The organism is bacterium (assembly GCA_016699595.1).
Classification (GTDB): Bacteria; Patescibacteriota; Dojkabacteria.
Window position 1 is genome coordinate 711,295 of the sequence record CP064982.1, and the last position, 23,827, is coordinate 735,121.

The window sequence follows — 23,827 nt, forward strand, 5'->3', positions numbered from 1 at the left end:
ACTTAGTATTTAAGCAATGTCAAAAATTTTGATTACAGCAAAGAACATGCCAGATCTTGATGGAGTATCATCAATGGTCGCTTATAAAGAACTTTTGCAAGAGCTTAACCCATCCAATACTTACTTCACAGGAGAAATATATCAATCTCAACCTGAAGCAAGGTTTGTAGTAGACTTTTTGAAGACGAAAGAAGAAACTGCTTATTTGAAATGGGATGAAGTTATATTGGTTGATGCTTCAAGTACTGTAGGGCTTAGAACAGATTTTGTGCCTACTCAAGTTATAGAAGTTATTGATCATCGATTTTTGGAGTCGGTAAATATACTGGCCAAAAGATTTCCAAATGCAAAAATTCAAAATGAAAATGTGGGAGTAGCAGTAACTCTCGTAGTCGAAAAGTTTTTGGCAATGTCGAGAGTCCCAAAGGAAAAAACCTCAAAGCTAATACTGGCAGCTATTTATTCGCATACGCAAAACTTATCTAGTGAGATATTGACGGATCGGGATGTCGCAATCTTGAATTACATTAAGTCCACATACGAATTTGACTTAGAATTTATCAGGCAAATGTTTGAGTTTAAAACTGAGTATGCGCTTAGAAATTTAAAAACTGTTCTTTTTGATAATGGAAAAATAGAAGACTTGAGATATTTCAGGTTGTCAGCTTTGCAAGTAGAGGTGATGGGAGATGAAATTTTGAATAGCAAAGCTGACATTTTGCAAATTTTAGCTGAATATAATAGAAAAAATGATTTAAGTATGGGCTTTGTGAATATCATAGATATGCAGAATAAAATAACATATTTAATTACAAATGATGATACTCTAAAAGAGGTGTTTACAAAAGAGCTAGGTTTTGAGTTTACTCAGTATTTAGGAAAGTTTGAAGGGCTCATGCTTCGGAAGCATATATTAGCGAAACTAAATTCAAAAAGATGAATATTTTTGATGGGAAAAAGCATGCTCAAAGAGTATATGATGTGATAAGTCAAACTCTTCTTGGCTCGAAACTGGTAATTTTGCAAGTGGGTGATGATCTACCATCTAGCAAATATATTGAACTCAAACAAAGTGCGGCAAAAACTCTGCAAGTTGCATTTGAGCTTTATAGATACCCAACGAACATAAGTGAAAGTATCCTTCTAGCTAAGATAAACGAACTCAACGAAGATCCCTCGGTAACTGGATTTATGGTTCAGTCTCCATTACCTAAAGAATTGAACTTGAAAAGTTTAGTAAGTTATATACTTCCTGAAAAAGATGTTGACGGGATGAATGTTTCTTTGAGCTCAGTAGTTTACCCTGCTGTTGTAGAGTCAATTCTTGAGGCGATACAAGAGGCCTATGAGGTAAGCAATTCAAAGCAGAACTTTTTGAAAGGAAAGGTTGTGAGTATAGTAAATGACTCCATAATATTGGGAAGGCCACTGGCAATGAAGTTACTGGATTTGGGTGCAACAGTGAAGGTGTTGAACAGATTCACTGTCAACTTGGAAGACCAAATCCGTGAGAGTGAAATCATAGTATCTGGTACTGGAGTCAGGAACCTCATCAAGATTGCGAGTTTATCTTTAGATCAAGTTTGTATCGACTGTGGTGCGCCACAAGGAGATTTTGAATTTAACAATAAATTTGATTTTGACGCTCTTGCAAATCAAAATTTCTGTAAATTTATAACTCCTGTTCCGAAAGGGATTGGACCATTGACTGTTGCAAAGTTGTTTGAGAATTTGGCTAAATTATACTCAAAATGAGTAACAATATTTTTAGTTTAGTAAAAGTAATTACTACTGCTAATCTTTACTTTTCCCACTTAACATCATTACATAATAAAGCACTTGACCTAAAGAAGTCACGGTTGCTGCGACATAAGTAAAAGCTGCTGCCATAAGAACTTTTTTCGCTCCAGGTATCTCGTCTGGGGTAAGCAAGTTATACTTCTTGATCATATCAATACCTCTTTTTGATGCATTAAATTCTACAGGCAATGTAACAAGCGTGAAGATAAAGGTCAAAGAAAACAAAATCAGACCTAAAGTTGCAAGCCCTGAAAATTGCAGTGCAAGTCCCAAAATTATCAAAAAAAAGCCCAGATTACTGCCGATATTTGTAGCAGGAACAAGCGCAGTTCTTATACTCATCATTCCGAACTTGTCACGATCTTGGCAGGCGTGACCAAGTTCATGAGCAACTATTGCAATTCCAGCAATGCTGGATGCGGCATTGCCACTGCTAAATCGAACAATGTTTCTTTGAGAATCATAATGATCTGTCAGTTCACCAGGTATAACTTCTGAACTAATTGGCAAATTTTCGTTTGAAATAATTATTTTTCCTGCATCAAGTCCAGTCAAACCAGTTTGGGTTGGAACTTTTGAGTAAGTGTTGTAGTAACTTGACAAAAAATATTTGGCTAGTAATGCAAGAGCTAATCCTGGAAGTGTGTAAAGTAGATAGGTTATGTTGTAAGGCATTAGGTTATATAAAATTAAGCTTTTAAGAATTTCAAAAAGCTAGCTGTACAAATTAATATGGTAAGTATTGTACTTTAATTTGACCAAATTTGCAAGGTTGACGACAAGTTTTGATTGACTGATGTATTAACCAAGTTTGAAGTGGCGTTACGGTTAGGCAACACTGTGAAACTACGTTTCACAATCAGTTGCAAATATAACATTGGACATAAACTTCTAGCTGTTGAACAAAAAGTTTGATATACTATTTTCATAATGAAGTTTTCTGTTTTTGCACAAAAGCTATCTAAACTAGAAGGAATGTCTTCTAGAACTTTGATATCTACAGAGTATTCGAGGTTGATTGGTCTTTGTAGTTCAAAAGAAGAAGTTTATATGGCTGTTACAATGACTACAGGAAGAATTTCGCCAAAATATAGTTCATTGGAGTTCAACTTTGCGCAAAAGCAACTACTTAAAACTTTACAGCATATTTATTTAGATATCGAAGAAAAGTATAAAGATGTTGGTGATATAGGCTCAGCTATAGAAACTTCAAGAGAGACTGGAAGTATATATGGTGAAAATTTGGGGCAAGGAACGGATTTACAATCCATGTTTGAAGAGTTATATACTTTTGCGAGTATAACTGGGCCGGGTTCAAATGAGAGAAAGGCAAAAATGCTTCTTCGGATGCTATTAAGAGAAGATAATGTTAGCCGAAAATGGATTACGAGGATAATTTTAGGGAGTATGCGACTAGGGCTTTCGGAAAAGGGGATAATTGATGCCATTTCTATTTACCTGGTAGGTGATAAAAATTGCTCTGAATCTATCGAGAAAGCAGTAGGTGTCAGGTCTGATATTGCAGAGATCGCAGCTCTCACATATGACTGGAAATCGGAGTTGTCATTAGAGGAAATAAAAGCTAATTTATCGTTACTGAAAGTAAAACTATTTACTCCTGTAGCTTCAAAGCTCGTAGAAAGGGTTAAGGATGAGCTAGAAGTAATAGAGAGAATGAAGGTCTGTTTTGTGCAACCAAAGTTTGACGGTTTGAGAATACAAGCTCACTTCAATGTTGATAGAGTAGAATTTTACTCAAGAAACATGGAGAATAATACTGCTGCGTATCCAGATCTGGTAGATGCATTGAAAAGTTTCGCAAAACTAAATGGCTTGGAATCGGCAATCTTTGATGGAGAAGTTGTAGGTTATGATCAAGTCTCCGGTAAGCCACTGCCATTTCAAGATACTTCAAAGCGAAGACGTAAATCCAGTAATGAAGAGAGAACTTCGGAAATCCCGGTGGTATATAATGTTTTTGATGTTCTTTTTGAAAATGGGGTAGATATGACCGCAAGTCCAATAGAAGAAAGGCTCTTAAAATTAAGAAGTTATTCTTGGACAGCAAGTATTCTACTTACACAAACGGACAAAGTCTCTGAGACAGAAAGTTTACGACAACTATTTGACCGATACGTTCGGATAGAGGGACAAGAAGGAGTTATTGCCAAAAAGTTATCCACGCCCTATGATCCGGGCACTAGAAACTTTGATTGGGTGAAGTTAAAAAGATCTGCAGATTCAAATTTAAACGACTCTACGGACTTGTTGGTATTGGGATACTATTTAGGCAAGGGCAAAAGAGCAGGCATAGGAATTGGAGGTATTTTATGTGGAACTTATGACAAAGATACCCAAAAGTTCTATACGGTATGTAAAGTCGGAACTGGATTTAGTGACGAGCAATTGAGAATGTATCTAGTAGAACTAGACGCACTTGTTTCAGCCAAGCAATACAATCAAGAAAATTCTGAAATTGCTATGAGTTTACAAGATGGTCTTGTAACAGTAGAACCCAAAATAGTTGTCGAAATAGAAGCTGATGAAATAACTGCCTCAGAACTGCATAGTGCGAAATACTCTCTTAGATTTCCAAGGATCAAAAATTGGAATAGAGACAAGAGTTTTGAACAAGTAACAACAATAAAAGAGCTGAAAAGGATGTTTGAGATACGAAAGGGTGTAGTCTAATCGAAACTTCGTTTTACTGATAACTTCTAACTGATACTAGGCTTGTAAAAAAGGAAAAATGTAGTAAAATACTACTAAACTGCCGATTTAATATAAATTGTATCCAAATTATAACCAAAACTCTTTTCCTCCATTAGGTAACTTCAATCCCCAACCTGCTCCACCGTACTATGTTCCTCAGTCCCAAAACTTGAATAATCTGGATAACTTCTCTGGTTATCAACGTTATCAACCATCCCCACCTCAAGTATCAGCAAATCAAGCTTCAAGTCAACAAAAGTTGCAAGAAGATGTTTCCAAAAAGAAAGACAAAATTATCAGTTGGTACAAACTTATATTTGGCAGGATACCTTCTGAATCTGATCTCTCTACATTGCTCCAGTCAAAGTTACCAGAAATTGAAATAGTAAAAAAAATGCTTTCTGATAGCGAGCATCTTGAAGTATTGAATGCAAGAAATGAAATCATAAATAGTAGAATTGAAAATGAACGGCTAAAAAAGGAAATGGAGGATATGCAACTGAAACAAGTAGATTTAGAAAACACAAACAAAGGTTGGGAAGAATTGGTAGCTGATAAATCGAATGAAATAAGAGAACTTGATCAACAAATTCAAAACTTTAATTTAGAGCTTGAGAAAGCAAGAAACAAAATTATTCGACTTGAAGAGGCATTCAATAGTAAGTTTTCAACTAAAATAAAAAACACATTTGATCGGATTGTTGACAAAATTGTCGACAGATAAATCTTCGTAATAAAATATTGATAAACTCTCAATGTTTTATTATAATACTCAAACAGGGCGTATAGTTCAGTCGGTTAGAACGCGGTTCTTATAAAGCCGAAGTCCATGGTTCGAGTCCATGTACGCCCAGTTCTTACAGAAATTATCTCAGTTACAGTTATGAAAAACGAAATAAAGATAAAGTTAGATACCTCTACTATTTTTCATTTTTCTGAATTAGAATCTTTGATTCAATCCTCAGGTTTAGAATATGACTTATCTGCAATACAGAAAGCCTATCTTTTTGCTGCTGAGAAGCACTTCGGCCAAACTAGAATGGATGGTACTCCCTATGTATCTCATTTACTTACTGTCTCAAAGTACTTGGTAGAATTGGGTATGGATACCACTTCAGTTATAGCTGGGTTACTTCATGACACTGTTGAAGATTGTGGCGTTTTGCTAGATGAGCTTGAATTGGAATTTGGTATAGAGATAGCCTATATTGTTGACGGTTTGACAAATGTGCACAATCTTGAAGATCGTACAAAGTATGACGATCTTGAGAATTTTCAAAAGATGATATTGAAGTCGGTTGATGATATTCGCATAATTATTATCAAATTATGTGACAAACTTCATAACTTATCAAATATGAGTACTTATAGTGAAGAAAAGAAAATAAAATCTGCTGAAAATGTCAAAGCTTTGTGGGAACCGATATCTGAATACTTAGGTCTGTTTTTGATAAAAAGAGAATATCAAGATATTTGTTTCAACATCTTAGACAAGGAAAATTACCTGAAGGTACAAGGTGAATATGATATGTATGTAGAAAAGCACTTAACTGATGCGAAAAACTTACAGACTGACATAGTCGAATTACTAAATGAATATAAACTTGAGGGTTTCAAAGTAGACTTCAGGGTTAAGTCTATAGGAAGTTTCTATGACAAGGTGGCAAGAAAAGCAGGAGACAAACAAGTGCAAAATCAATTTGAATTGGTTCCTGATATATTTGCTTATAGGATACTTGTTCATAATGTCGAGATGTGTTACGAGGTATTATCGCTCATTTCTGCTAAATTTAAACTGAAGGTAGAGGAGTATGATGATTATATAGCCAAGCCTAAGAAGAGCGGATACAAATCACTGCATACGGTTGTTCTACCAAAGGAGGATTTACAAGTTGAGATTCAAATCAAGACTTACGAAATGCATGATTACAATGAATATGGACCTGCTTCTCACATAGCTTATAAAAACGGAGGTAAAGATTATTCTTGGGTTCGCAGCTTACAAGACTATACCGTTATACAAAAAACGGAGACTGATTCTAGTAGCTATAAAGAAAATGTATTTAAGGGAAAAGTTTTTGTATTTACACCAGAATACAATGTAAAAGTCCTTAGTGAAGGTTCTGTCCCAATTGACTTTGCCTATGAAGTTCATACAGAGGTTGGGGACAGTTATGCAGGGGCTAAGGTGAATGGAAAGATAGTTTCTGCAGATTATACATTGAAAACAGGTGATATAGTCGAAATCTTGACAAGCAAAAACAGACTTGCTCCGAGTCTTGATATATTGAAACATGCCAGAATGTCTGAAACAAAATCGAGAATTAGAAGGGCAAGAAACAGAGTGAACAGTCTTAACCATGAAAATCTATAGAATAATTGAGTCTTATGATTAGAAATTCTCGATTAGTTTACTTAAGAATTCTCTATACATATCACCGAATTCAGGGTTATTAAGTCCAAATTCGGTGATAGTCTTTAGGTATTCAAATTTATCGCCTGTATCAAAGTATTTCCCATTTTCAATAACTACAGTATACAAAGGCACACCTTTTTTGTGGAGTAAGTTTATTGCATCAACCAGCCAAACCTCATCACCTTTGCCTGGTGCGATATCTCTTAGTGCCTCAAAAATCTCTGGAGGTAGTATATATGCACCATGAGTAGCGATATTTGATGGTGCCAAATTAGGATCTGGTTTCTCGATTATGTTTAGTATTTCATAAATATTGCTTTCTAAGTTTCTTACTTCAGCAATTCCATACTTTCTTAGGTTTTCTTTCTCAAGAATTTCAACTCCAGAGATGATAATGCCTCCGTATTTTTCATATACATTTATCATTTGAGCAAGCCTAGGTGGTTTTGAATAGATGAATTCATCTCCCCAAAGAACTGCAAAAGGTTCGTTCCCAATGACATGTTCAGCATTCAAAACTGGAGTGCCATTTCCATATTTCCCCTTTTGCCTTATGTATATGAAGTTTGCAAGCTCTGCAATTCGAGTTACATTGTCAAGATGGTCAAATTTGTGACTACTAATTAGCAAGTTTACAAGCTCTTGTGAAGGAGCATCAAAATGATCTTCAATTGCTCGCTTATTGGCCCCAGTCACAATAACTATATCTTCTATTCCCGAAGACACTATTTCTTCTACCACATACTGAATAATTGGTTTATCAATCACAGGCATCATTTCTTTGGGAGATGCTTTTGTTTGAGGTAGAAATCTTGTACCTAAGCCTGCTGCAGGAATAACTGCTTTTCTAATTTTGTTCATGTATATAAAGTTAGTTTATAAATAATTTATTATTACAATATTGCAATGTAGTTTATAAAAAAGAAACACATTAGATTTTAGATAATAAAATAGTTGAGGTCAACTGATATTATGTAAATTTGCATTTGATTTGAAATAAATATTGCAAAAGGGAATTTGATGAGTTAAAATAAATTGCCTTTTCGTTGGTCTATGGTGTAACGGTAACACGGCTCCCTGTTAAGGAGTTTTTCTAGGTTCGAATCCTAGTAGACCAGTTCTACTTGCCTAATTTTACATTTTAGTACTTCCCTAAATTTTTTTAATATATAATTTTGACCGAACTAAACTAGAATTCTCTTTGTGAATTATTTTTCTAAAGTATACAAGATGCTTGATTTCGAAAGTTCAAACACAGATTATTCGATTTTGCAGTAGGAAAAACTTGCAGAGGTAGATGTTTTTGGAGAGTATTATTATCTGAGCTGTGTTGATTATTCTAAAACCCTGAACGGGTAGTATAGGTGAAAGCAGAGTTTAATTGAACACAATCTCAAAATCATACATACCCATTGCACAACTTCCTTTGACAGTTTTGCCAGCAGGTTGGGCTGCAAACTCAAACTCGGTGTCACTAGTTCTGGAAAGTACTTTTGATGCATCAAGTTCAGGAATTACAACAGAATTCTGGCACCCAAAAGTTGTAGTTGGTGGAAATTTTATCGTGCCCGGGATCCCTGATTTAGCGTATATCTTCTTTGGTTCATATCCCGCTCCAACGGCTCTAATTTCAAGGGTTTGTTTTTCGTTCTCAACAATTGAGTAGCCAATTGAATCAGTAGTGGCAACCGAATCTTTGGATAGAAGTGTGAATGTTGCAAGCATTACCAAGAGCATAGCTGAGATGAACATTAAATAAATAATTGTACTTTTTGATAAGTTTGGTAAGGAAAGCATTTTAAAAAAATAAATTTTTTGACAAGTAGAATCCGTAAATCGACATAAATATGGTTATAAATCCAGCAGTTTTGAAAAAAACATCTTTGAACTTTGAATTTCCAAACATTGCAGAGGTTTTTGATATCAAAAGCAATACAGGTAAAGTTCCTAACCCAAAAATTAGCATAATCATACTACCTTCAAGAAAGGACTTTGATTCCAAAGCAATAAGTTGCATACTTTGAGTAAACCCGCAAGGTAAAAAGAAAGTTGTAATTCCAAGAAGAAATGGAACTACAATGTTTGACTTTTCGCTTAGATTGAAAGTGATTCTTGATAATGATTTTGGCAATCGCGGTTGAAATTTCTTTGTGAAGTTTACTCCAAGTAAATTAAGCCCTAGAACTATCAAAACAACTTGAATGGCAATACGAAGCAATATCTCAACTTCCCAACTAAAAGAAACAAAGTTACCGACTAACCCGAAAAGTCCTCCAAGAACGAAGAACCCGAAAAGTCTTCCTATATGGAAAGTGGAAATTGCAAATTTTTCACTTTTTTTGGCTTTGGTGAAATTTGCAGACATAGATAAGACCAAAGCACCTACTGTGGCAGTACAAGTTGATATGCTTGCAACAAGGCCAACTAAAAAGATGTATGGATAACTGATTGTGGAGCTGGATAGGTTGATAAAGTCTAACTTCTGTAACAACAAAAAAAGAAGAGTGAAGATAAGGGCAAACATAAATGAACTAAAGTAATTTCTAGCTACAGGTTCAAAAGTTTCTTTGTGAGTTTCAGTCACTGTGGCATTCAATGCAAAAACTTTGTATTCATCTGACCTCAAAGAAATAGCTTCTTGGATTTGTTTTAGCAACTCTGCTTCAGAGACATTATCTGTACTCCAAACTCGAACTTCGTTTGAGTTTAACTTTGCCTTAACTGTCTTTACGACTGGGATTTTTTTGATTGCTTCTTCAAGCCAAAGTTCGCAACTTGCACAATGCATACCCTCAATTCTGAACGAATGTAAATTTTGATCTGGCTCTTTGGTCATTTTGTACTTGCCTTGTTTTGTAATAATTAAATTGCTTTTAGATTCTTGCCCTGCGGATTTATAGTTTAAGTAACAAATCATAGGTGGCAAAAAACCATCTTCTGTTTATAGCATAGGCCCTTGCCTAAATCAATTGCTTCGCTTTGTATTTATTGAGTTACAAATCAAAAGGTAGGTCGATTTCGTATAACAAGGTTAAGCAATTCAACAAACTTCGAAAAGCTATCACTCTAAGATAATGGTTTGATATTGTTGAAACAAGGATTTTATGTTAAAATTTAGTGTGAATTATAATATTACTAATGACCCTACAAAAGAGATTCAGCTTAGAGAATTGGATGATCAGATATTTGAGTATTGCAAATTTACAATGCTGGAACCAGAGGATGACTCTTTCAAGGTAAAACAAAGGCTCTTGTACTCCGAGCTCTTATCAAAAACAACCCTTCTTGGTGTAGGAAAATACTATCTGACAGAAAAGATTGAATTGTTTGAAGATATAATTGTCGATCTTCGTAGAATGCAATACAAGCCAGATCAGATTAGTAAATATTCACGAGAGAATATAATGAGTGAATAGCTAGTTATTAACTCTAGCTACACTTAGGCAAGTAAATAAAGGTTCACTTTCACTAATCTAGAGAGTTGTTTGAGTTTTCAATCTTCTTCATAAACCTACTAAAACCAACTTGAGTAGAAATTTCTTGTGTTTGGTTTATAATCCACATCATGAACGAACTACACTTCATCCAACAACACATTTTAAACTATCTTTCAAGGTGTGAGTCTGCACAATTTTCAGATTTACAAATGGAGAAAATTGAAAGTGAGCATCTGAATTATCACTTAAAAACTCTCGTAAAATTAAATTTAGTTTCCAAATCTAAGGGTCAATATTTCTTGACAATTGAAGGAAAAAAATTAGTAAACAAAGTTGATAGTGAATCTAAAAAAGAAGAAGCTCAACCTAAACCTGCAGTAATACTTTCTGTAATCACTGAAGTAAATAGCATAAGAATGGCTTTAGTTTGTCGTAGACTCAAACATCCATATTTTGGTAAAGTTGGAAGATTAACCGGTAAAATAAAACAAGGTGAATCTATTTATGATACTGCAAGTAGAGAACTCAAAGAAGAAACCAATCTTGAAGCGCAGGAATTTATGTTAAGAAGGATATATAGAAAAGTTAGAAATGACGCAAATGGAAATTGTTTGAATGACTCGATATTCTTCGTGATGGAAGTAAAGGGTATAACAGGTGAATTGAAGACAAATAATGGAGTTCAAGAAAATATTTGGATTACAGAAAAAGATGTCATAAACAAAAACTATGATTTCTTCGGTGATTTTACCTTTGGTTGGTTCGAAAGTGAAGAGCTTACTTATGCTGAAAATATAGATATCGAAAATAAGGATAGATTTTAAAACTAGCGAGTCATAAGCAAAGATGTTTAATGCAATACATATAACTCAAGCTGTTTCAAGTAGTGATATTCATTTCGAATCTCACGCTGTTGTAAATTCAAGGATATAGAGAATAGCAGGACTACAAAATTGTAAACTTGGAGATTCAACGATTTGTAAATATTGCCTTTGTATTTGTATATAAATTAATACACTTTAGAAAATGATACTTTTCATGAATTTTCTCTTGACATTAAAATTTTTTATGGTAACATTATTTTGTCAACCAAGTAGTTGAGTCTTTAATTTCGGTTATTCGATTCACTATAACTGAAAGATCTTTGGTTTTTTAGTTGGGTTGACAACAATTCTAAGCTTTGAAATATTTTCTATTTCTTCAAGCTCATTTCAAAAGGTTCAATTTGTTGATAACATTTGAAATTTCCATAATATATATTTTTATTGTTGACATTCTATTTTTAACTTGGTAGAATGACCCCGTTTTCTGAATTTTTATTCAGAGGCTTTTTAAGAAATTAAACGGTCTCTGCTGTAGAAATACAGTATTGCTTGAAAGTAGGTAGCCGTAAGGCTGTCTACAAACAAGCGAGTTCTTTGAAAATTTAAAAGTGCTAAAGTTATTCTTTTGAGTAATTTGGATTATTTTCCAATTTTATGGAGAGTTTGATCCTGGCTCAGGATTAACGCTGGCGGCGTGCCTAAGATATGCAAGTCGAGCGGAGAATAGTTTGTAGCAATACAAATTAGGATCAGCGGCAGACGGCTGAGTAATGCTTTGGAATTTACCTTGAAGTTTAGGATAGCCTCGCGAAAGTGAGGGTAATACTAGATGTGAACTATGGTTTAAAGGAGAAATTCGCTTCAAGAGAAGCCAAAGTCCTATCAGGTAGTTGGTAGGGTAATTGCCTACCAAGCCTACGACGGGTAGGTGGTCTGAGAGGATGATCACCCAGAACGGGACTGAGATACGGCCCGTACTCCTACGGGAGGCAGCAATCGGGAATTTTGCACAATGGACGAAAGTCTGATGCAGCGACGCCGCGTGGAGGAAGAAGGCCCTCGGGTTGTAAACTCCTTTTATCTGTTAGTAATTCTGAACGACAGATGAATAAGCAGCTCCTAACTTCGTGCCAGCAGGAGCGGTGATACGAAGGCTGCAAGCGTTATCCGGAATTACTGGGCGTAAAGAGATGCGTAGGCTGTAGGATAAGTTATCTGTGAAATTTATGAGCTTAACTCATAATTGCAGATAAGACTATTCTACTAGAACCATATAGAGGCAAACGGAATTACTAGTGGAGCAGTTAAATGCTTTGATATTAGTAGGAACACCAAATGCGAAGGCAGTTTGCTGGGTATGTGTTGACGCTAAGGCTCGAAAGCGTGGGGAGCGAAACGGATTAGATACCCGTGTAGTCCACGCCCTAAAATTTCCCTGTTAGATGTTGGTTTTACTTGTAACTTTTCCGCTTGCGGAATTGGGACTTTTTGTAAGATCAGTGTCGTAGTTAACGCGTTAAACAGGGCGCCTGGGGAGTACGGTCGCAAGACTGAAACTTAAAGGAATTGACGGGGACCTGCACAAGCAGCGGAGCGCCTGGTTTAATTCGATGATAAGCGAAGGACCTCACCAAGGCTTGAACTGTATCTGCATACTGGGTGAAAGCTCGGTAGCCTTCGAGGGTGATACAGAGGTGTTGCATGGCTGTCGTCAGCTCGTGTCGTGAGATGTCTGGTTAAGTCCAGTAACGAGCGCAACCCCTATCTGATGTTATAATTTCTTCAGATACTGCCTGTTTTCAGACGGGAGGAAGGAGGGGACGATGTCTAGTCATCATAGCCCTTATGTCTTGGGCAACACAGACGCTACAATGGTATGGACAATGCGTAGCCAACCGGCAACGGGGAGCCAATCGCATCAAACCTTTCCACAGTAGGGATAACAGTCTGAAACTCGACTGTTTGAACGTGGAGTTGCTAGTAATCGCGAATCAGCTTGTCGCGGTGAATACGTTCTCGGGTCTTGTACACACCGCCTGTCAAATCATGGAAGCCGGCTTTACTGAAAAGTGCATTATGTGTAAATACAGTAGGGTTGGTGACTGGGGTTAAGTCATAACAAGGTTGCCGTAGGGGAATCTGCGGCTAATTATCTCCTTTTAAGGAGTTCTGAAAATCTATACACGAAATAGATATTGTTGTACAATTTGCTTGAATTCTCAAGCATCACTCAGAAGATCTTTAGCACTTTTAAGAATTGAAAGTTATACTGTATGAGGATATTCCAGGGCGTGTAGCTCAGGTGGTTAGAGCGCAGTCCTGATAAGACTGAGGTCCCAGGTTCGAGCCCTGGCACGCCCATTTTGATGATAACTAGGGCCCTTAGCTTAGTTGGTAGAGCACCTCATTTGCAATGAGGGGGTCAAGAGTTCGAATCTCTTAGGGTCCATTTCAAAATTTAATAGTTCAAAAAGTTTTTAAGTGCAGTAGAGTTTTCGAATGAGTAAGATGATTTTCTAACTTGTTGGAGAATTGGGTTGCAATTTATTGCGATTCTTTTGTCTTACTCATTCGGTGACTTTATCGCAGTGGCACCACCTGATCCCATCCCGAACTCAGAAGTGAAACACTGTTGAGCCGACAATACTTTTTCCTTTGGGATTGTGGAAGATAGGTAGTCGCCGAATTTCATTCTATAGCATTTGAGTTTCTTGAATGCTATTTATGAAATTTCGATTTCATAATACGGAGTAGGGTTAATTTCTTTCGAGTGGTTAACCCAATTCCAATGTTCTTTGAAAATTAAATAGAAGGCACAGTTATTACAAAATCTAGACTAGGATTGAAAAATTCAAAGTTGTGGAATTTGTAATAAATAAAAATTTAATGTTCAATATTTGAATATTATTTTGTTAGGTAATTTTCATCATTTATGCGAAATTAACTACTGCGTATGGTGGATGCCTTGGCTGACAAAGCTGAAGAAGGACGCTCAAAAGTGGCGATATCTTCGACTAGAGACTAATGCTCGTTTTAAGTCGGAGGTTTCCGAATGGGGAAACCCTTACAGGGTAATGCCTGTAAACCCACAACCCAAAACATAAGTTGTGAGGAAGCAAGCTGGTGAACTGAAACATCTAAGTAACCAGAGGAAAAGAAATAATTCCGAAAGTAGTGGCGAGCGAAATCGGAGTAGCCCAAACCTAAGATAGCTTAGGGGATTATTCAAGTTGCGCTTTGCGCAAGGAGGATTTTCAACTACTGTTTCGGCAGTCTAAACATCTTGGGTGTTGCAAGAGCTTTTGTTCGAGAACCGAAAAACTCGGAGTGAAGTTACAAAATTTTTTATCTAGTTTAATTCTCTTGGAAAATTGAATCATAGAGGGTGATAGTCCCGTGAACGAAAGGTAAAAAATCTTCTCAAAAAGATTTCTTAAGTAATACCGAATAGGTGAAAGTTGGTATGAATCTAGGGTAACCAAGCCCTAAGGCTAAATACTTTGTCAGACCGATAGTGAACTAGTACCGAGAGGGAAAGGTGAAAAGAACCCCTGTTAGGGGAGTGAAATAGAACCTGAAACCGTACGCTTACAATCCGTGGAAGTGGACTTTTCTTTTTGAAAAGATTCCATATCTGCGTGCCTATTGAAGAATGAACCGTCGAGTTATTTTATTTAGCAAGGTTAAGTTATTATGTAATGTAGCCATAGCGAAAGCGAGTCTGAATAGGGCGAATTAGTTAAATGAAATAGACCCGAAGCCGTGTGACCTAACCATGAGCAGGATGAAGCCCCACGAAAGTGGGTTGGAGGTCCGAACGGGTTAGTGCTGCAAAACTATCCGATGACTTGTGGTTAGTAGTAATAAGCCAATCGAACACGGAAATAGCTGGCTCTCCCTGAAATAGCTTTAGGGCTAGCCTTGAAATTTAAACACTGGAGGTAGAGCTCTGCTTGAATCGTGGGCTTCCTCGGGAGGTACCACATTCTCGCAAACTGCGAATGCTAGTGTGTATATTTCAGGAGTCAGTCCCCGGGTGCTAAGGTCCGGTGGGCAAGAGGGAAACATCCCAGATCATCTGCTAAGGTCCCCAATTAACGCTAAGTGGAAAAGGAAGTGATTGACCTAATACAGCCAGGAGGTTTGCTCAGAGGCAGCAATCCTTTAAAGAGTGCGTAATAGCTCACTGGTCTAGGTCGATTGCGTCACAAATCAACGGGGCTCAAGCGTTATACCGATGCTGTGAATTCTCCACTATGTGGAGTCTGGTAAGGGAGTGTTCTATACTGCAATGAAGCCAAAGCTGTAAGGCATGGTGGAGTGTATAGAAGTAAGAATGACGGTATGAGTAGCGTAGAATGATGGTGAAAAACCTTCACGCCGAAAATCCAAGGGTTCCGATCCAATGTTAATCAGGGTCGGGTTAGTCGATCCTAAGCTCAGGACGAAAGTCGTAGGCGATGGATGAGCAGTTAATATTCTGCTACTTGGATAAGTTCGTTATTAACTAAGGAAGGACGCTGACTGAGAAGCTTTCTGGTCCATAGGTGGATCAGTAAATAACAAGTTAGAAAATACAGGCAAATCCGTATTTTTGCAGTTACGCTTAGGTGTAATGTATGCGAGTTATGATGCAAAGGTTTTGGATTCGTTCAAAACTGAAGATAAGCAATTAGGCAGACTAGAAAATTTTCGTAGTGAGAACTTATTCAAATCGTACCGGAAACCGTCACTGGTGGATAAGTGTAAATGCACTAAGGCGATCGTGTGATACTTCGTCAGGGAATTCGGCAAAATAACCCCGTACGTTCGCAAGAAGGGGTGGTTCGCAACATTGGTTTTACTTTTGTTGATCGAACTCTCAGAAAATAGGCCTCCTCGACTGTTTAACTAAAACACAGGTTCCTGCTAACACGAAAGTGGATGTATAGGAGCTGAGACCTGCCCAATGCCAGAAGATTAAGCGAGTTGCTTCACGGCGATGAGTTAAGTCCTGGTGAATGGCGGCTGTAACTATAACGGTCCTAAGGTAGCGAAATTCCTCGGCGCTTAATAGGCGTCCCGCATGAAAGGTTTAACGAGGGAGGCGCTGTCCCGACGAAGTGCACGGTGAACATTGAATTGACTGTGAAGATGCGGTCTAGATCTACCCGGACAAAAAGACCCCGTGGAGCTTTACTGCAACTTGGTATTGTGATAAGACTTATACTACATAGTGTAAGGGGGAGCGATGAAACCCTTTCTTTGGGAAGGGTGAATGCGAAAGTGTAACACCTCTTAGTATATTTTTTATCTCTAACTGAGGCCGTGATCCGGTCATCAGGACATTGCTAGGTGGGCAGTTTAACTGGGGCGGTTTCCTGCTAAAAAGTACCGCAGGATTTCAAAGGTCGACTCAACTCCAATGGAAACGGAGTGTAGAGCGCAATGGCATAAGTCGGCTTTACTGTGAGACCCACAAGTCGAGCAGTTACGAAAGTAGGACATAGTGACCCTTTGTCTACAATTGGAAGTGGCATTGTTTATAGGATAAAAGTTACCCCGGGGATAACAGGCTAGTCTTGCCCGAGCGTCCATAGCGACGGCAAGGTTCGGCACCTCGATGTCGGCTCGTCGTATCCTGGAGCTGTAGAAGGTTCCAAGGGTTGGGCTGTTCGCCCATTAAAACGGCACGTGAGCTGGGTTCAAACCGACGTGAGTCAGGTTGGTCTCTATCCGGTAGATCCGTTCGAAACTTGAGAAGATTGACCCTTAGTACGAGAGGACCAGGGCCAGGCAACCTCCGGTATATGAGTCGTTCCACCAGGAGCGTCGCTCAGTAGCTGAGTTGCTATTAGGATAAACGCTGAAAGCATATAAGCGTGAAGCCAACTTCAAGATGAGGTTTCGTTATCAGGCTCGTCGAAGATCACGACGTTGATAGGCGGCAGGTGTAAGTATCGTGAGATACTTAGCCGAGCCGTACTAATGCCCGAAGATTTTGCATAAATGGTGAAATTGCCTGTGCCTTCTATTTAGTTTTCAAAACAAGAATTTAAATCCCACGAAAGTGGGATTTTTTGTTGTTTAGAATATATGTGTGACATGAGTTGCTAATAATATCTTTTTATTGAAGAGTTAGTGTATTGACATTCAAAACTCGGTTATGAAAAGTACCAATCTCTACCAATGTATCTCATTTTTGACTATATGCAAGATTTTTCCAAAGCAATAAACAATCAAATTATTTGTTACTATATTAAACAATCAAAACCGCTGCTGGGATTTAGCTCGGCATAATTCCGTTGCACTTTTATAGTTAATGTACTTGCTTCTGCTATAATTCTGCTCGTGCTTTCTCTCTCTTCTATTTCAAAAACCATTTCTTCAAAGCTTCTTTTTGAGAACTTGACTTTTCAGCTTGGCGAAGTTGAAAAAGTTGCCTTGATTGGTAGAAATGGAATTGGAAAAACTACATTATTTCGACTAATAACCGAAGAAGACAAAGATTATTCAGGAGAAATTTCCAAATCTCGAGATTACAAAATTATCAAAACTGAGCAAGAATTCTTTTTAGATCATGAAATTACACCACTTGACTACATTTTGAACTTTGTTCCTAAGTATAGAGAGCTTCACAAAGTTATGAAAGATTATGAACTTGATCCAAGTCATGACATGGATGAAATCACAAAATTTTCTGATGCAATCGAAGAGTTTCATTCATTAAATTTTTCTCAAATTGATAATGAAATTATCCAAACTCTTGAAAGTTTTGGAATAAATATGGAACAAAGCTTGAATCCAATGATGAAAATGTCTGGTGGAGAAAAAAGATTTGTAGAGCTTTGCAAAGTGATTTATTCTCAAGCTGATATAGTTTTGATAGATGAACCTACAAATCATATGGATTATGTCGGAAAGGAAAAATTTATTGCATGGCTCAAGTCATTCAAAAAACTAGTTATAGTAATTACACATGATCGTGATATTTTGCAAGTAGTTGATAAGATTATTGAATTAACTCCTAATGGATCTAAAGTTTTTTCTGGAAATTATGACAAGTATATCAAACAAAATTCAATCTCAAATGTTAGTGATATAAATTCATATAAAACTGAACTTGATAAAATTGAACGACTTAAAGAATTGTATTTAAATTTCAGAAAGATCAAACAAATGGTTGCAAGTCCAGCAGCAAGAACTTCAGCTGCAAAAAAGGAAGAAAGATATTACCAAGAATACTTAAAAGCAAAAGCAGAACTCGTTAAACCTGAGTTTTGGATAGATCAAGAGTCGCTTCTTGGTCAATCAAAAAAGGTTTTGGAAGATTATGATAAGTTTAAATCTAAAAGCATCAACTTCAAATCATTTTTAGTTGAAGATAAGTCATTAAATACTGCAACTTTGATCAAAATTCAAGATTTAACTTTAGGTTTTGGTGAAAGAATATTGACTAAAAATTTAAATTTTCAGATATCAATGGGTGATAAAGTCGAAATTCGAGGTAGAAATGGAGCTGGGAAAAGTACTTTTTTGAAATATATTATAAATTCATATAGTCAAAATAAAATAATTGGTTTTATTTCTGGCAAGATTGAATTACATCCAAAATTGAAAGTTGGAGTTTATGAGCAAGAAATTGATAATTCTGAGCTTGAATTAACTTTAGCTCAAATTATTCGGAAACTTTATGATAGTGAAAACTTAGCATTTAATGACCAAGAATTATCTAGGGTTTTGGCAAATTATTTGTTTGATCCAATTTTAGACAAAGGCTTGAAGTTGAAAAGTTGTTCAGGAGGTCAAAAAGCCAGGATTCAACTTATCAAAATGCTCATATCAAATCCCAATATACTAATTCTAGATGAACCGACAAACCATTTGGATTTATCAAGCATTGAAGAGTTTGAAAGTATGTTGAAAGATTATCAAGGTGCAGTTTTGTATGTATCACATGACAATTACTTCCGGAAAAATATGGGAGGAAAGGTGGTGGAGTTTTAGAGAAATTACTTGAAAAACTACTTGTCAACTCAGGTAGTTAGTAGCAAGATTTTTTTACTTACTAATTTTCAAGTTTCTGTTGCAAATACTTTGAATTATTAGATTCAAAAGCAATATCAAGAATTATTTCGGGAGAGGAGATGTTGCAAAATTTGGCAGAAGATTGCATTCTATACCAGCTATGCTTACGGATCATGCTTATTACTTTAGTTTTTTGGAGGATAGGCAGGTTTTGATGGCAAAAAAGATTTGCAAGTATTATTTTGAATTATAATTCTTGACATTCATATTAGTCTCTGCTAATATATCTTATGCTCGATTTTACTCAAGCTTTTTCAAATGTGACAAGGGTCAAGATACTTGCATGCCTGTCAAGCAAAGAGAAAAGTGTGAGTGAGCTTATAGAGAATTGCGAACTTTCACAGTCAGCTGTATCTCAACATTTGAAAAAGTTGAAAGATGCAGAGCTTGTAACTTCAAAAGTTGTTGGGAAGAAGAGGATTTACAATTTGACAAATCAAAAGCTCGGTCAAGTTGCGAAAGATCTTTTGAAAATGACATGAAGTTTTGGCAAAGCAAAAGTTGGCAATCAATTTACACATTATTTACAAAGTTTATTCAAACTAAAACAAAACTATGGACACAAACACATCACAAACAAACAAAGTTATGGACCTTTCAGGCAGAGATCAGTTCAATGCTGAGGTTATAAGTAGTGAACTTCCAGTTCTAGTCGATTTTTGGGCACCATGGTGTATGCCATGTAGGATGATGGCTCCGATACTAGAACAATTGTCAGAGCAAATGGATGGGAAACTCAAAGTAGCGAAAGTAGATACTGATGAACCTGAGAATCAAGTCTTGGCGATGGAGTATCAAATACAAAGTATCCCAAACATGAAACTCTTCAAAGGTGGAAAGGTTGTGGGTGAGTTTATTGGGATGAGGAACTTAGGGATGCTAACTAGTGAGATAAATCAAGTCTTAGGGCAGTGATTGTGACTGTCTAGTCCTTGAAGTCAGTCAACCTTAATACTGTAATTGCATTTAAATATTTTGCATATATTTCGTTGCCAACATTACCATCGTGACACACGATACACATCTCTGCCTTTTTTGCAAAAATGGTGTACTCTTGGATTTGAGGTTTTGGACGATACAAATGACTAAAAGAGCTTAGACCACCAAAGTTTGGGGCCACTGGATTAGCCTGGTGAATAGCACGAACAAAATCAAGACCACAAGGATAATTTCCTAACCATCCTACTAGCTGTAAAAGCATATGCTTATATGCAGTAACTCGTGCAGAAGCTGACTTTCTACTGGCTTCCAGCCTATAAAGGAATTCACCTCGTCCGTTCGGTAGGGTTCCAGGTAGTTGAGCAGTGTAGTAGTCAGGCGGTGCTGTCCTTATTTGCAAATGCGGGTGGTTGTGAAAGAATATGAATGCTCCATGTTTAGCAAATGTAAGTCCTACATTTTCTAATGTAACATTTGGATCTTGACCTAAAGTCCAACCAATCAAACGAAAGACTTTAGGGTCAGCATCTTTGAAATTCCTGTAAAATCTCATCCATGTGGCAATGTTTCTTATGTTTTCATTAGATTGCCACTGCTTGTCACGAATTTCGGGAATCAAACTAATAGCTCCTAAGCAACGTTGTGCAGTTGGATCTGCTAAAAAGTCTGGAAGGTTATTCACTTTTCTGATTTCGCTCATATCTTTTTTCCTCCTTTCTCCTAGCAAATTGCTAGAGTTTGGGAAGTATGATGATATATATTTTTGAGCAGCCGTTTGGGGAGCGTTTCTTTATTGTCACGATAGTAGCACAGGAAGCAGTTTTTGTCAAGTATCCTGCTTTGACAAAGATATAGCTATCCAAAAGCTTGTACTTGTGCTAAAATGCTAGTGTGAAAAAAATGGTTCTTCTCTTTCACATTTATCAGCCACCATGGCAAGACGACAAAACTATACTTGAACATTATCACAAAGATTACTTGCCACTGCTTGATATAGTAGAAAAAGATAATTTGCATATAACTCTAAATATTTCTGGCTCGCTTCTTGAGCATTTGGCACGACTTGGCAAGTTTGACTTTTCTGATAAGTTGGAAAAACTAGTACAAGTTGGAAATATAGAACTTACAAGCAGTGCTATGTATCACCCAATATTGCCACTGATTCCTGAGATTGAAGTCATTCGCCAAATACAACTAAATGAGGAAGTCAGCCTCAAGTACTTGCCAACAGCATGGACATTGTCAAAGCTCAAAAAGCAGGGATTTTTTCTCCCTGAACTTGCATACTCAAAGGAAGCTGCAAATATCATCAAAAACCTTGGATATAGCTACATAGTTATCGACAGTTCAGGAATACACCAAGGTGAAGGTAATGAAAGTTTGAAGATAGATTATTCTCAAAAACTGCAAGAAAGAGAGCTGCAAATTGACTTGTTTGTCAACAACAGAAATCTAGAAATGTTCTCTGATTCTGAAGTTCAACAGTACGAATATCTAACGATTGTTAGCGATGGTGAAAATCAGGTCCAAAATGGAGAATTGGCAAAGATTCAGAAAGTTGTGAGTTATAAAAATGAAGTTCAAACTCTGACGGTAAAGGAGTACTTGGAAAATTTCCAAGCGACACAAATAGTTGAAGTAACAAATTCGACTTGGCAAATGACAAATGAAGAGAAGTTAGCGGGAAATTGTTTTGCAAATTGGGATGATTCACAAAATGAAGTCCATAAGCAATTATGGCAATTCGTCAGTCAAATTAGAAATGTAGTTCGTGATAATGTGGATGATATGAATTATGAATTTGTCAGAGGAGAACTTGACAAAGCTATTGCAAGCTGTACTTGGTGGTGGGCCGATGGCAGAATCTTGGGATATGTTCCCCAAGAGATTGAAAAGGGGCTGGGGGTTATGATAAATGTAATTCGAAGCTTGCAAAGTTTGAAACTCGAAACACAGTTAGAGTTTGAAAAAAAGTACGCAGAAATCAGTTATAAAATATGGGAGAAACATTGGACCGAAATCAAAGTTCCAACTAGCAAGAGAAATCTTCAACCCAAAAGCTCAATAGACTTGTTTTTTTTGCAGTACGATTTTGCAAAAAGACTCTCAGAAATTGCAGGCACTTCGATTGTAGAAATGCTGCCCAAATGGACTCAGATATGGAACTACTTAGGTTGTCAAGGCACACAATACAATCCTGAGGATCCAGCTTGGGTTGAATTTTCGCAAAGTGTCGATATATTTGACAGAAATACTTTCCTCAAAGCTTTTTTCGATAAATATTCTTCGCAAGATTTGTTTCCGTATAATTTTGAATTTGGCTGTTTCTCATACAAGACATGGTATGACGCAAATGGAATAGAAAATGCAAAGCTCCATTTTCTCAACAATGATGCAAATGACGGTAGGGGACCACTACATCTTTCCAAGTTACCATTGAGGAAAATGGAATTAAGAAAACTTTTTAGGGTTCTGAAAATTCGACATCCGCATTGCAAAATAGTAAATGGCGAGTCTTGGCTATATAATTTAGAAAACTATAGGGCACTTTTTCCTGTTCAATATTTAGATACTGCCAAAGCGACAGATAGCCCTCATTATCATGCATCGATCTGGTGGCAATTACAAGATGCAAAAGGTAACTTAAAAACTAGTATGGCTAATGAATTTCGAAGCAAGATGTCCAATATGGAAACTATTGAGGATGCTGAAAATATCTGGAAGTACAAGATATTGAAGTTAGAGGGAGATACAAAGTGTTTTTACGAGTTTTATGATATATCATGATAACTTTCAAAAGGGAAATACCAAAAACAATATTTTTTATTCATTTTGATTCGGGCAAGGATCTTTCGTTGATAACTTATTTAGCAATCAAGAGTGCAATAGAGGCAAATCAAGACTGTGAGGTAATACTCTATACTGACAACAAAAGTTTGCCAGGAGACTGGGGAAGAGCTATAACAAAAATTCACAACCTGAAAGTTATGGATATCCCAAGTTTTGACAAAATTAGAAATGTAGAGTATGCAAAGCTGAGTTTTGCTCACAAGGCAGATATACTTAGATTGCAAATACTGTATGCTACAGGTGGTATTTACCTTGATACAGATGTTATTTCAAATAGACCATTTTTTGGGCTTATCGATGATTTGTTAGGAAGTCAAGCTAGTTCAATAATGAATAGTACGGTAATACTTGGAAAAGAAGAAGTTTATGGTAAGTTTGTAGGTTATGCAAATGCAGTTATGATTGCTTCTGCAGAGTCTACATTCTTGAATCGCTGGCTTGATGGGTTTGATAAAGACAAATCTCTTTGGAAAGGCTTAAGGTCAGAAGGGTATGACAAGTTTTATACGGAATTGTCAGTAAAGTACTCAAAGTTTCTAGGCTTTTTGTATCCAGAAGAAATAATTGAGGTTAGCAGAGGGTATTTTTACTACCCAAATTATACACCTGAAGAATTAAATCATTTTTTCCTAGAAGACTATGATGGAAGTTTTGACCGATGCTATGCCTTTCATTTATGGGGCAATGCATCTAGTTATGATTATCTGAAAGATTTAACTAAAGAATCTATCAAAAGTAGCAATTCAAACTTTGCAAGTATCGTAAAAAGATACTTGGACTAA

17 protein-coding genes, 4 tRNA genes and 3 rRNA genes are annotated in these 23,827 nt (G+C 36.7%); 19 read left to right on the plus strand and 5 right to left on the minus strand.

The genetic code is table 11. The annotated features are described in order from the left end of the window. The first annotated feature begins 16 nt into the window (after window positions 1-16). Window positions 17-940, plus strand: coding sequence for a DHH family phosphoesterase (locus IPJ91_03550; GenBank protein ID QQR93496.1), 924 nt, complete (start codon window positions 17-19; stop codon window positions 938-940). Continuing rightward, window positions 937-1,755, plus strand: coding sequence for a bifunctional 5,10-methylenetetrahydrofolate dehydrogenase/5,10-methenyltetrahydrofolate cyclohydrolase (locus tag IPJ91_03555; GenBank protein QQR93497.1), 819 nt, complete (start codon window positions 937-939; stop codon window positions 1,753-1,755). The genes IPJ91_03550 and IPJ91_03555 overlap by 4 nt, the downstream gene beginning before the upstream one ends. A 39-nt stretch (window positions 1,756-1,794) precedes the next feature. Here the strand turns inward: IPJ91_03555 and IPJ91_03560 are convergent, their stop codons facing one another. Beyond that, window positions 1,795-2,475, minus strand: a complete 681-nt coding sequence (locus tag IPJ91_03560; GenBank protein QQR93498.1) for a zinc metallopeptidase — start codon at window positions 2,473-2,475, stop codon at window positions 1,795-1,797. Window positions 2,476-2,730: 255 nt separating this feature from the next. Here IPJ91_03560 and IPJ91_03565 point away from each other — a divergent pair, with 255 nt between their 5' ends. The 4 genes from IPJ91_03565 to IPJ91_03580 all read left to right on the plus strand — a co-directional run bounded on the left by IPJ91_03565 (window position 2,731) and on the right by IPJ91_03580 (window position 6,886). Continuing rightward, on the plus strand, window positions 2,731-4,491 hold the full coding sequence (locus tag IPJ91_03565) for an ATP-dependent DNA ligase (protein ID QQR93499.1): 1,761 nt from the start codon (window positions 2,731-2,733) through the stop codon (window positions 4,489-4,491). Window positions 4,492-4,588: 97 nt separating this feature from the next. Continuing rightward, complete coding sequence (locus IPJ91_03570) at window positions 4,589-5,236, plus strand: hypothetical protein (protein QQR93500.1); 648 nt, start codon at window positions 4,589-4,591, stop codon at window positions 5,234-5,236. 55 nt (window positions 5,237-5,291) lie between these two features. Further along, window positions 5,292-5,365, plus strand: a tRNA-Ile gene (locus IPJ91_03575). Then, window positions 5,342-6,886 (plus strand): bifunctional (p)ppGpp synthetase/guanosine-3',5'-bis(diphosphate) 3'-pyrophosphohydrolase, encoded by a 1,545-nt coding sequence (locus IPJ91_03580; protein ID QQR93501.1) that lies wholly within the window; start codon window positions 5,342-5,344, stop codon window positions 6,884-6,886. Before IPJ91_03575 ends, IPJ91_03580 begins: the two co-directional genes overlap by 24 nt. Before the next feature lie 18 nt (window positions 6,887-6,904). Here the strand turns inward: IPJ91_03580 and IPJ91_03585 are convergent, their stop codons facing one another. Further along, window positions 6,905-7,789, minus strand: coding sequence for a UTP--glucose-1-phosphate uridylyltransferase (locus IPJ91_03585; GenBank protein QQR93502.1), 885 nt, complete (start codon window positions 7,787-7,789; stop codon window positions 6,905-6,907). A gap of 186 nt (window positions 7,790-7,975) precedes the next feature. On the opposite strand from IPJ91_03585, the gene IPJ91_03590 reads away from it, so the two are divergent. Next, window positions 7,976-8,046, plus strand: a tRNA-Asn gene (locus IPJ91_03590). A gap of 259 nt (window positions 8,047-8,305) precedes the next feature. Here the strand turns inward: IPJ91_03590 and IPJ91_03595 are convergent. Then, entirely contained in the window at window positions 8,306-8,680 is a 375-nt protein-coding gene (locus IPJ91_03595; protein QQR93503.1) for a cupredoxin domain-containing protein, read from the minus strand. A gap of 46 nt (window positions 8,681-8,726) precedes the next feature. Then, the gene (locus IPJ91_03600) at window positions 8,727-9,845 is read right to left on the minus strand and encodes a sulfite exporter TauE/SafE family protein (GenBank protein QQR93504.1); all 1,119 of its coding nucleotides are present in this window, start codon (window positions 9,843-9,845) and stop codon (window positions 8,727-8,729) included. A gap of 187 nt (window positions 9,846-10,032) precedes the next feature. On the opposite strand from IPJ91_03600, the gene IPJ91_03605 reads away from it, so the two are divergent. The 10 genes from IPJ91_03605 to trxA all read left to right on the plus strand — a co-directional run bounded on the left by IPJ91_03605 (window position 10,033) and on the right by trxA (window position 20,171). Next, complete coding sequence (locus IPJ91_03605; GenBank protein ID QQR93505.1) at window positions 10,033-10,344, plus strand: hypothetical protein; 312 nt, start codon at window positions 10,033-10,035, stop codon at window positions 10,342-10,344. Window positions 10,345-10,493: 149 nt separating this feature from the next. Beyond that, complete coding sequence (locus IPJ91_03610) at window positions 10,494-11,189, plus strand: NUDIX domain-containing protein (protein QQR93506.1); 696 nt, start codon at window positions 10,494-10,496, stop codon at window positions 11,187-11,189. Between the two features lie 651 nt (window positions 11,190-11,840). Next, window positions 11,841-13,349 (plus strand): 16S ribosomal RNA (locus IPJ91_03615). Window positions 13,350-13,476: 127 nt separating this feature from the next. Then, window positions 13,477-13,550, plus strand: a tRNA-Ile gene (locus IPJ91_03620). A gap of 15 nt (window positions 13,551-13,565) precedes the next feature. Further along, a tRNA-Ala gene (locus IPJ91_03625) sits at window positions 13,566-13,638 on the plus strand. 121 nt (window positions 13,639-13,759) lie between these two features. Further along, window positions 13,760-13,876 (plus strand): 5S ribosomal RNA (gene rrf / locus IPJ91_03630). Between the two features lie 246 nt (window positions 13,877-14,122). Beyond that, a 23S ribosomal RNA gene (locus IPJ91_03635) occupies window positions 14,123-17,176 on the plus strand. Together the 16S, 23S and 5S rRNA genes with 2 tRNA genes alongside form the textbook arrangement of a ribosomal RNA operon. Window positions 17,177-17,519: 343 nt before the next feature. Then, the gene (locus IPJ91_03640; protein QQR93507.1) at window positions 17,520-19,175 is read left to right on the plus strand and encodes an ABC-F family ATP-binding cassette domain-containing protein; all 1,656 of its coding nucleotides are present in this window, start codon (window positions 17,520-17,522) and stop codon (window positions 19,173-19,175) included. Between the two features lie 311 nt (window positions 19,176-19,486). Next, window positions 19,487-19,738: a helix-turn-helix transcriptional regulator gene (locus IPJ91_03645; protein QQR93508.1), complete on the plus strand. Its 252-nt coding sequence runs from the start codon at window positions 19,487-19,489 to the stop codon at window positions 19,736-19,738. Window positions 19,739-19,844: 106 nt separating this feature from the next. Then, on the plus strand, window positions 19,845-20,171 hold the full coding sequence (trxA, locus tag IPJ91_03650; protein QQR93900.1) for a thioredoxin: 327 nt from the start codon (window positions 19,845-19,847) through the stop codon (window positions 20,169-20,171). Window positions 20,172-20,181: 10 nt separating this feature from the next. Here the strand turns inward: trxA and IPJ91_03655 are convergent, their stop codons facing one another. After that, a complete protein-coding gene (locus IPJ91_03655; GenBank protein ID QQR93509.1) occupies window positions 20,182-20,895 on the minus strand; it encodes a hypothetical protein in 714 nt (237 codons plus the stop codon). Between the two features lie 191 nt (window positions 20,896-21,086). On the opposite strand from IPJ91_03655, the gene IPJ91_03660 reads away from it, so the two are divergent. Both IPJ91_03660 and IPJ91_03665 read left to right on the plus strand, forming a co-directional pair. Beyond that, window positions 21,087-22,982: a hypothetical protein gene (locus IPJ91_03660; GenBank protein ID QQR93510.1), complete on the plus strand. Its 1,896-nt coding sequence runs from the start codon at window positions 21,087-21,089 to the stop codon at window positions 22,980-22,982. Next, window positions 22,979-23,827: a hypothetical protein gene (locus IPJ91_03665; protein ID QQR93511.1), complete on the plus strand. Its 849-nt coding sequence runs from the start codon at window positions 22,979-22,981 to the stop codon at window positions 23,825-23,827. The genes IPJ91_03660 and IPJ91_03665 overlap by 4 nt, the downstream gene beginning before the upstream one ends.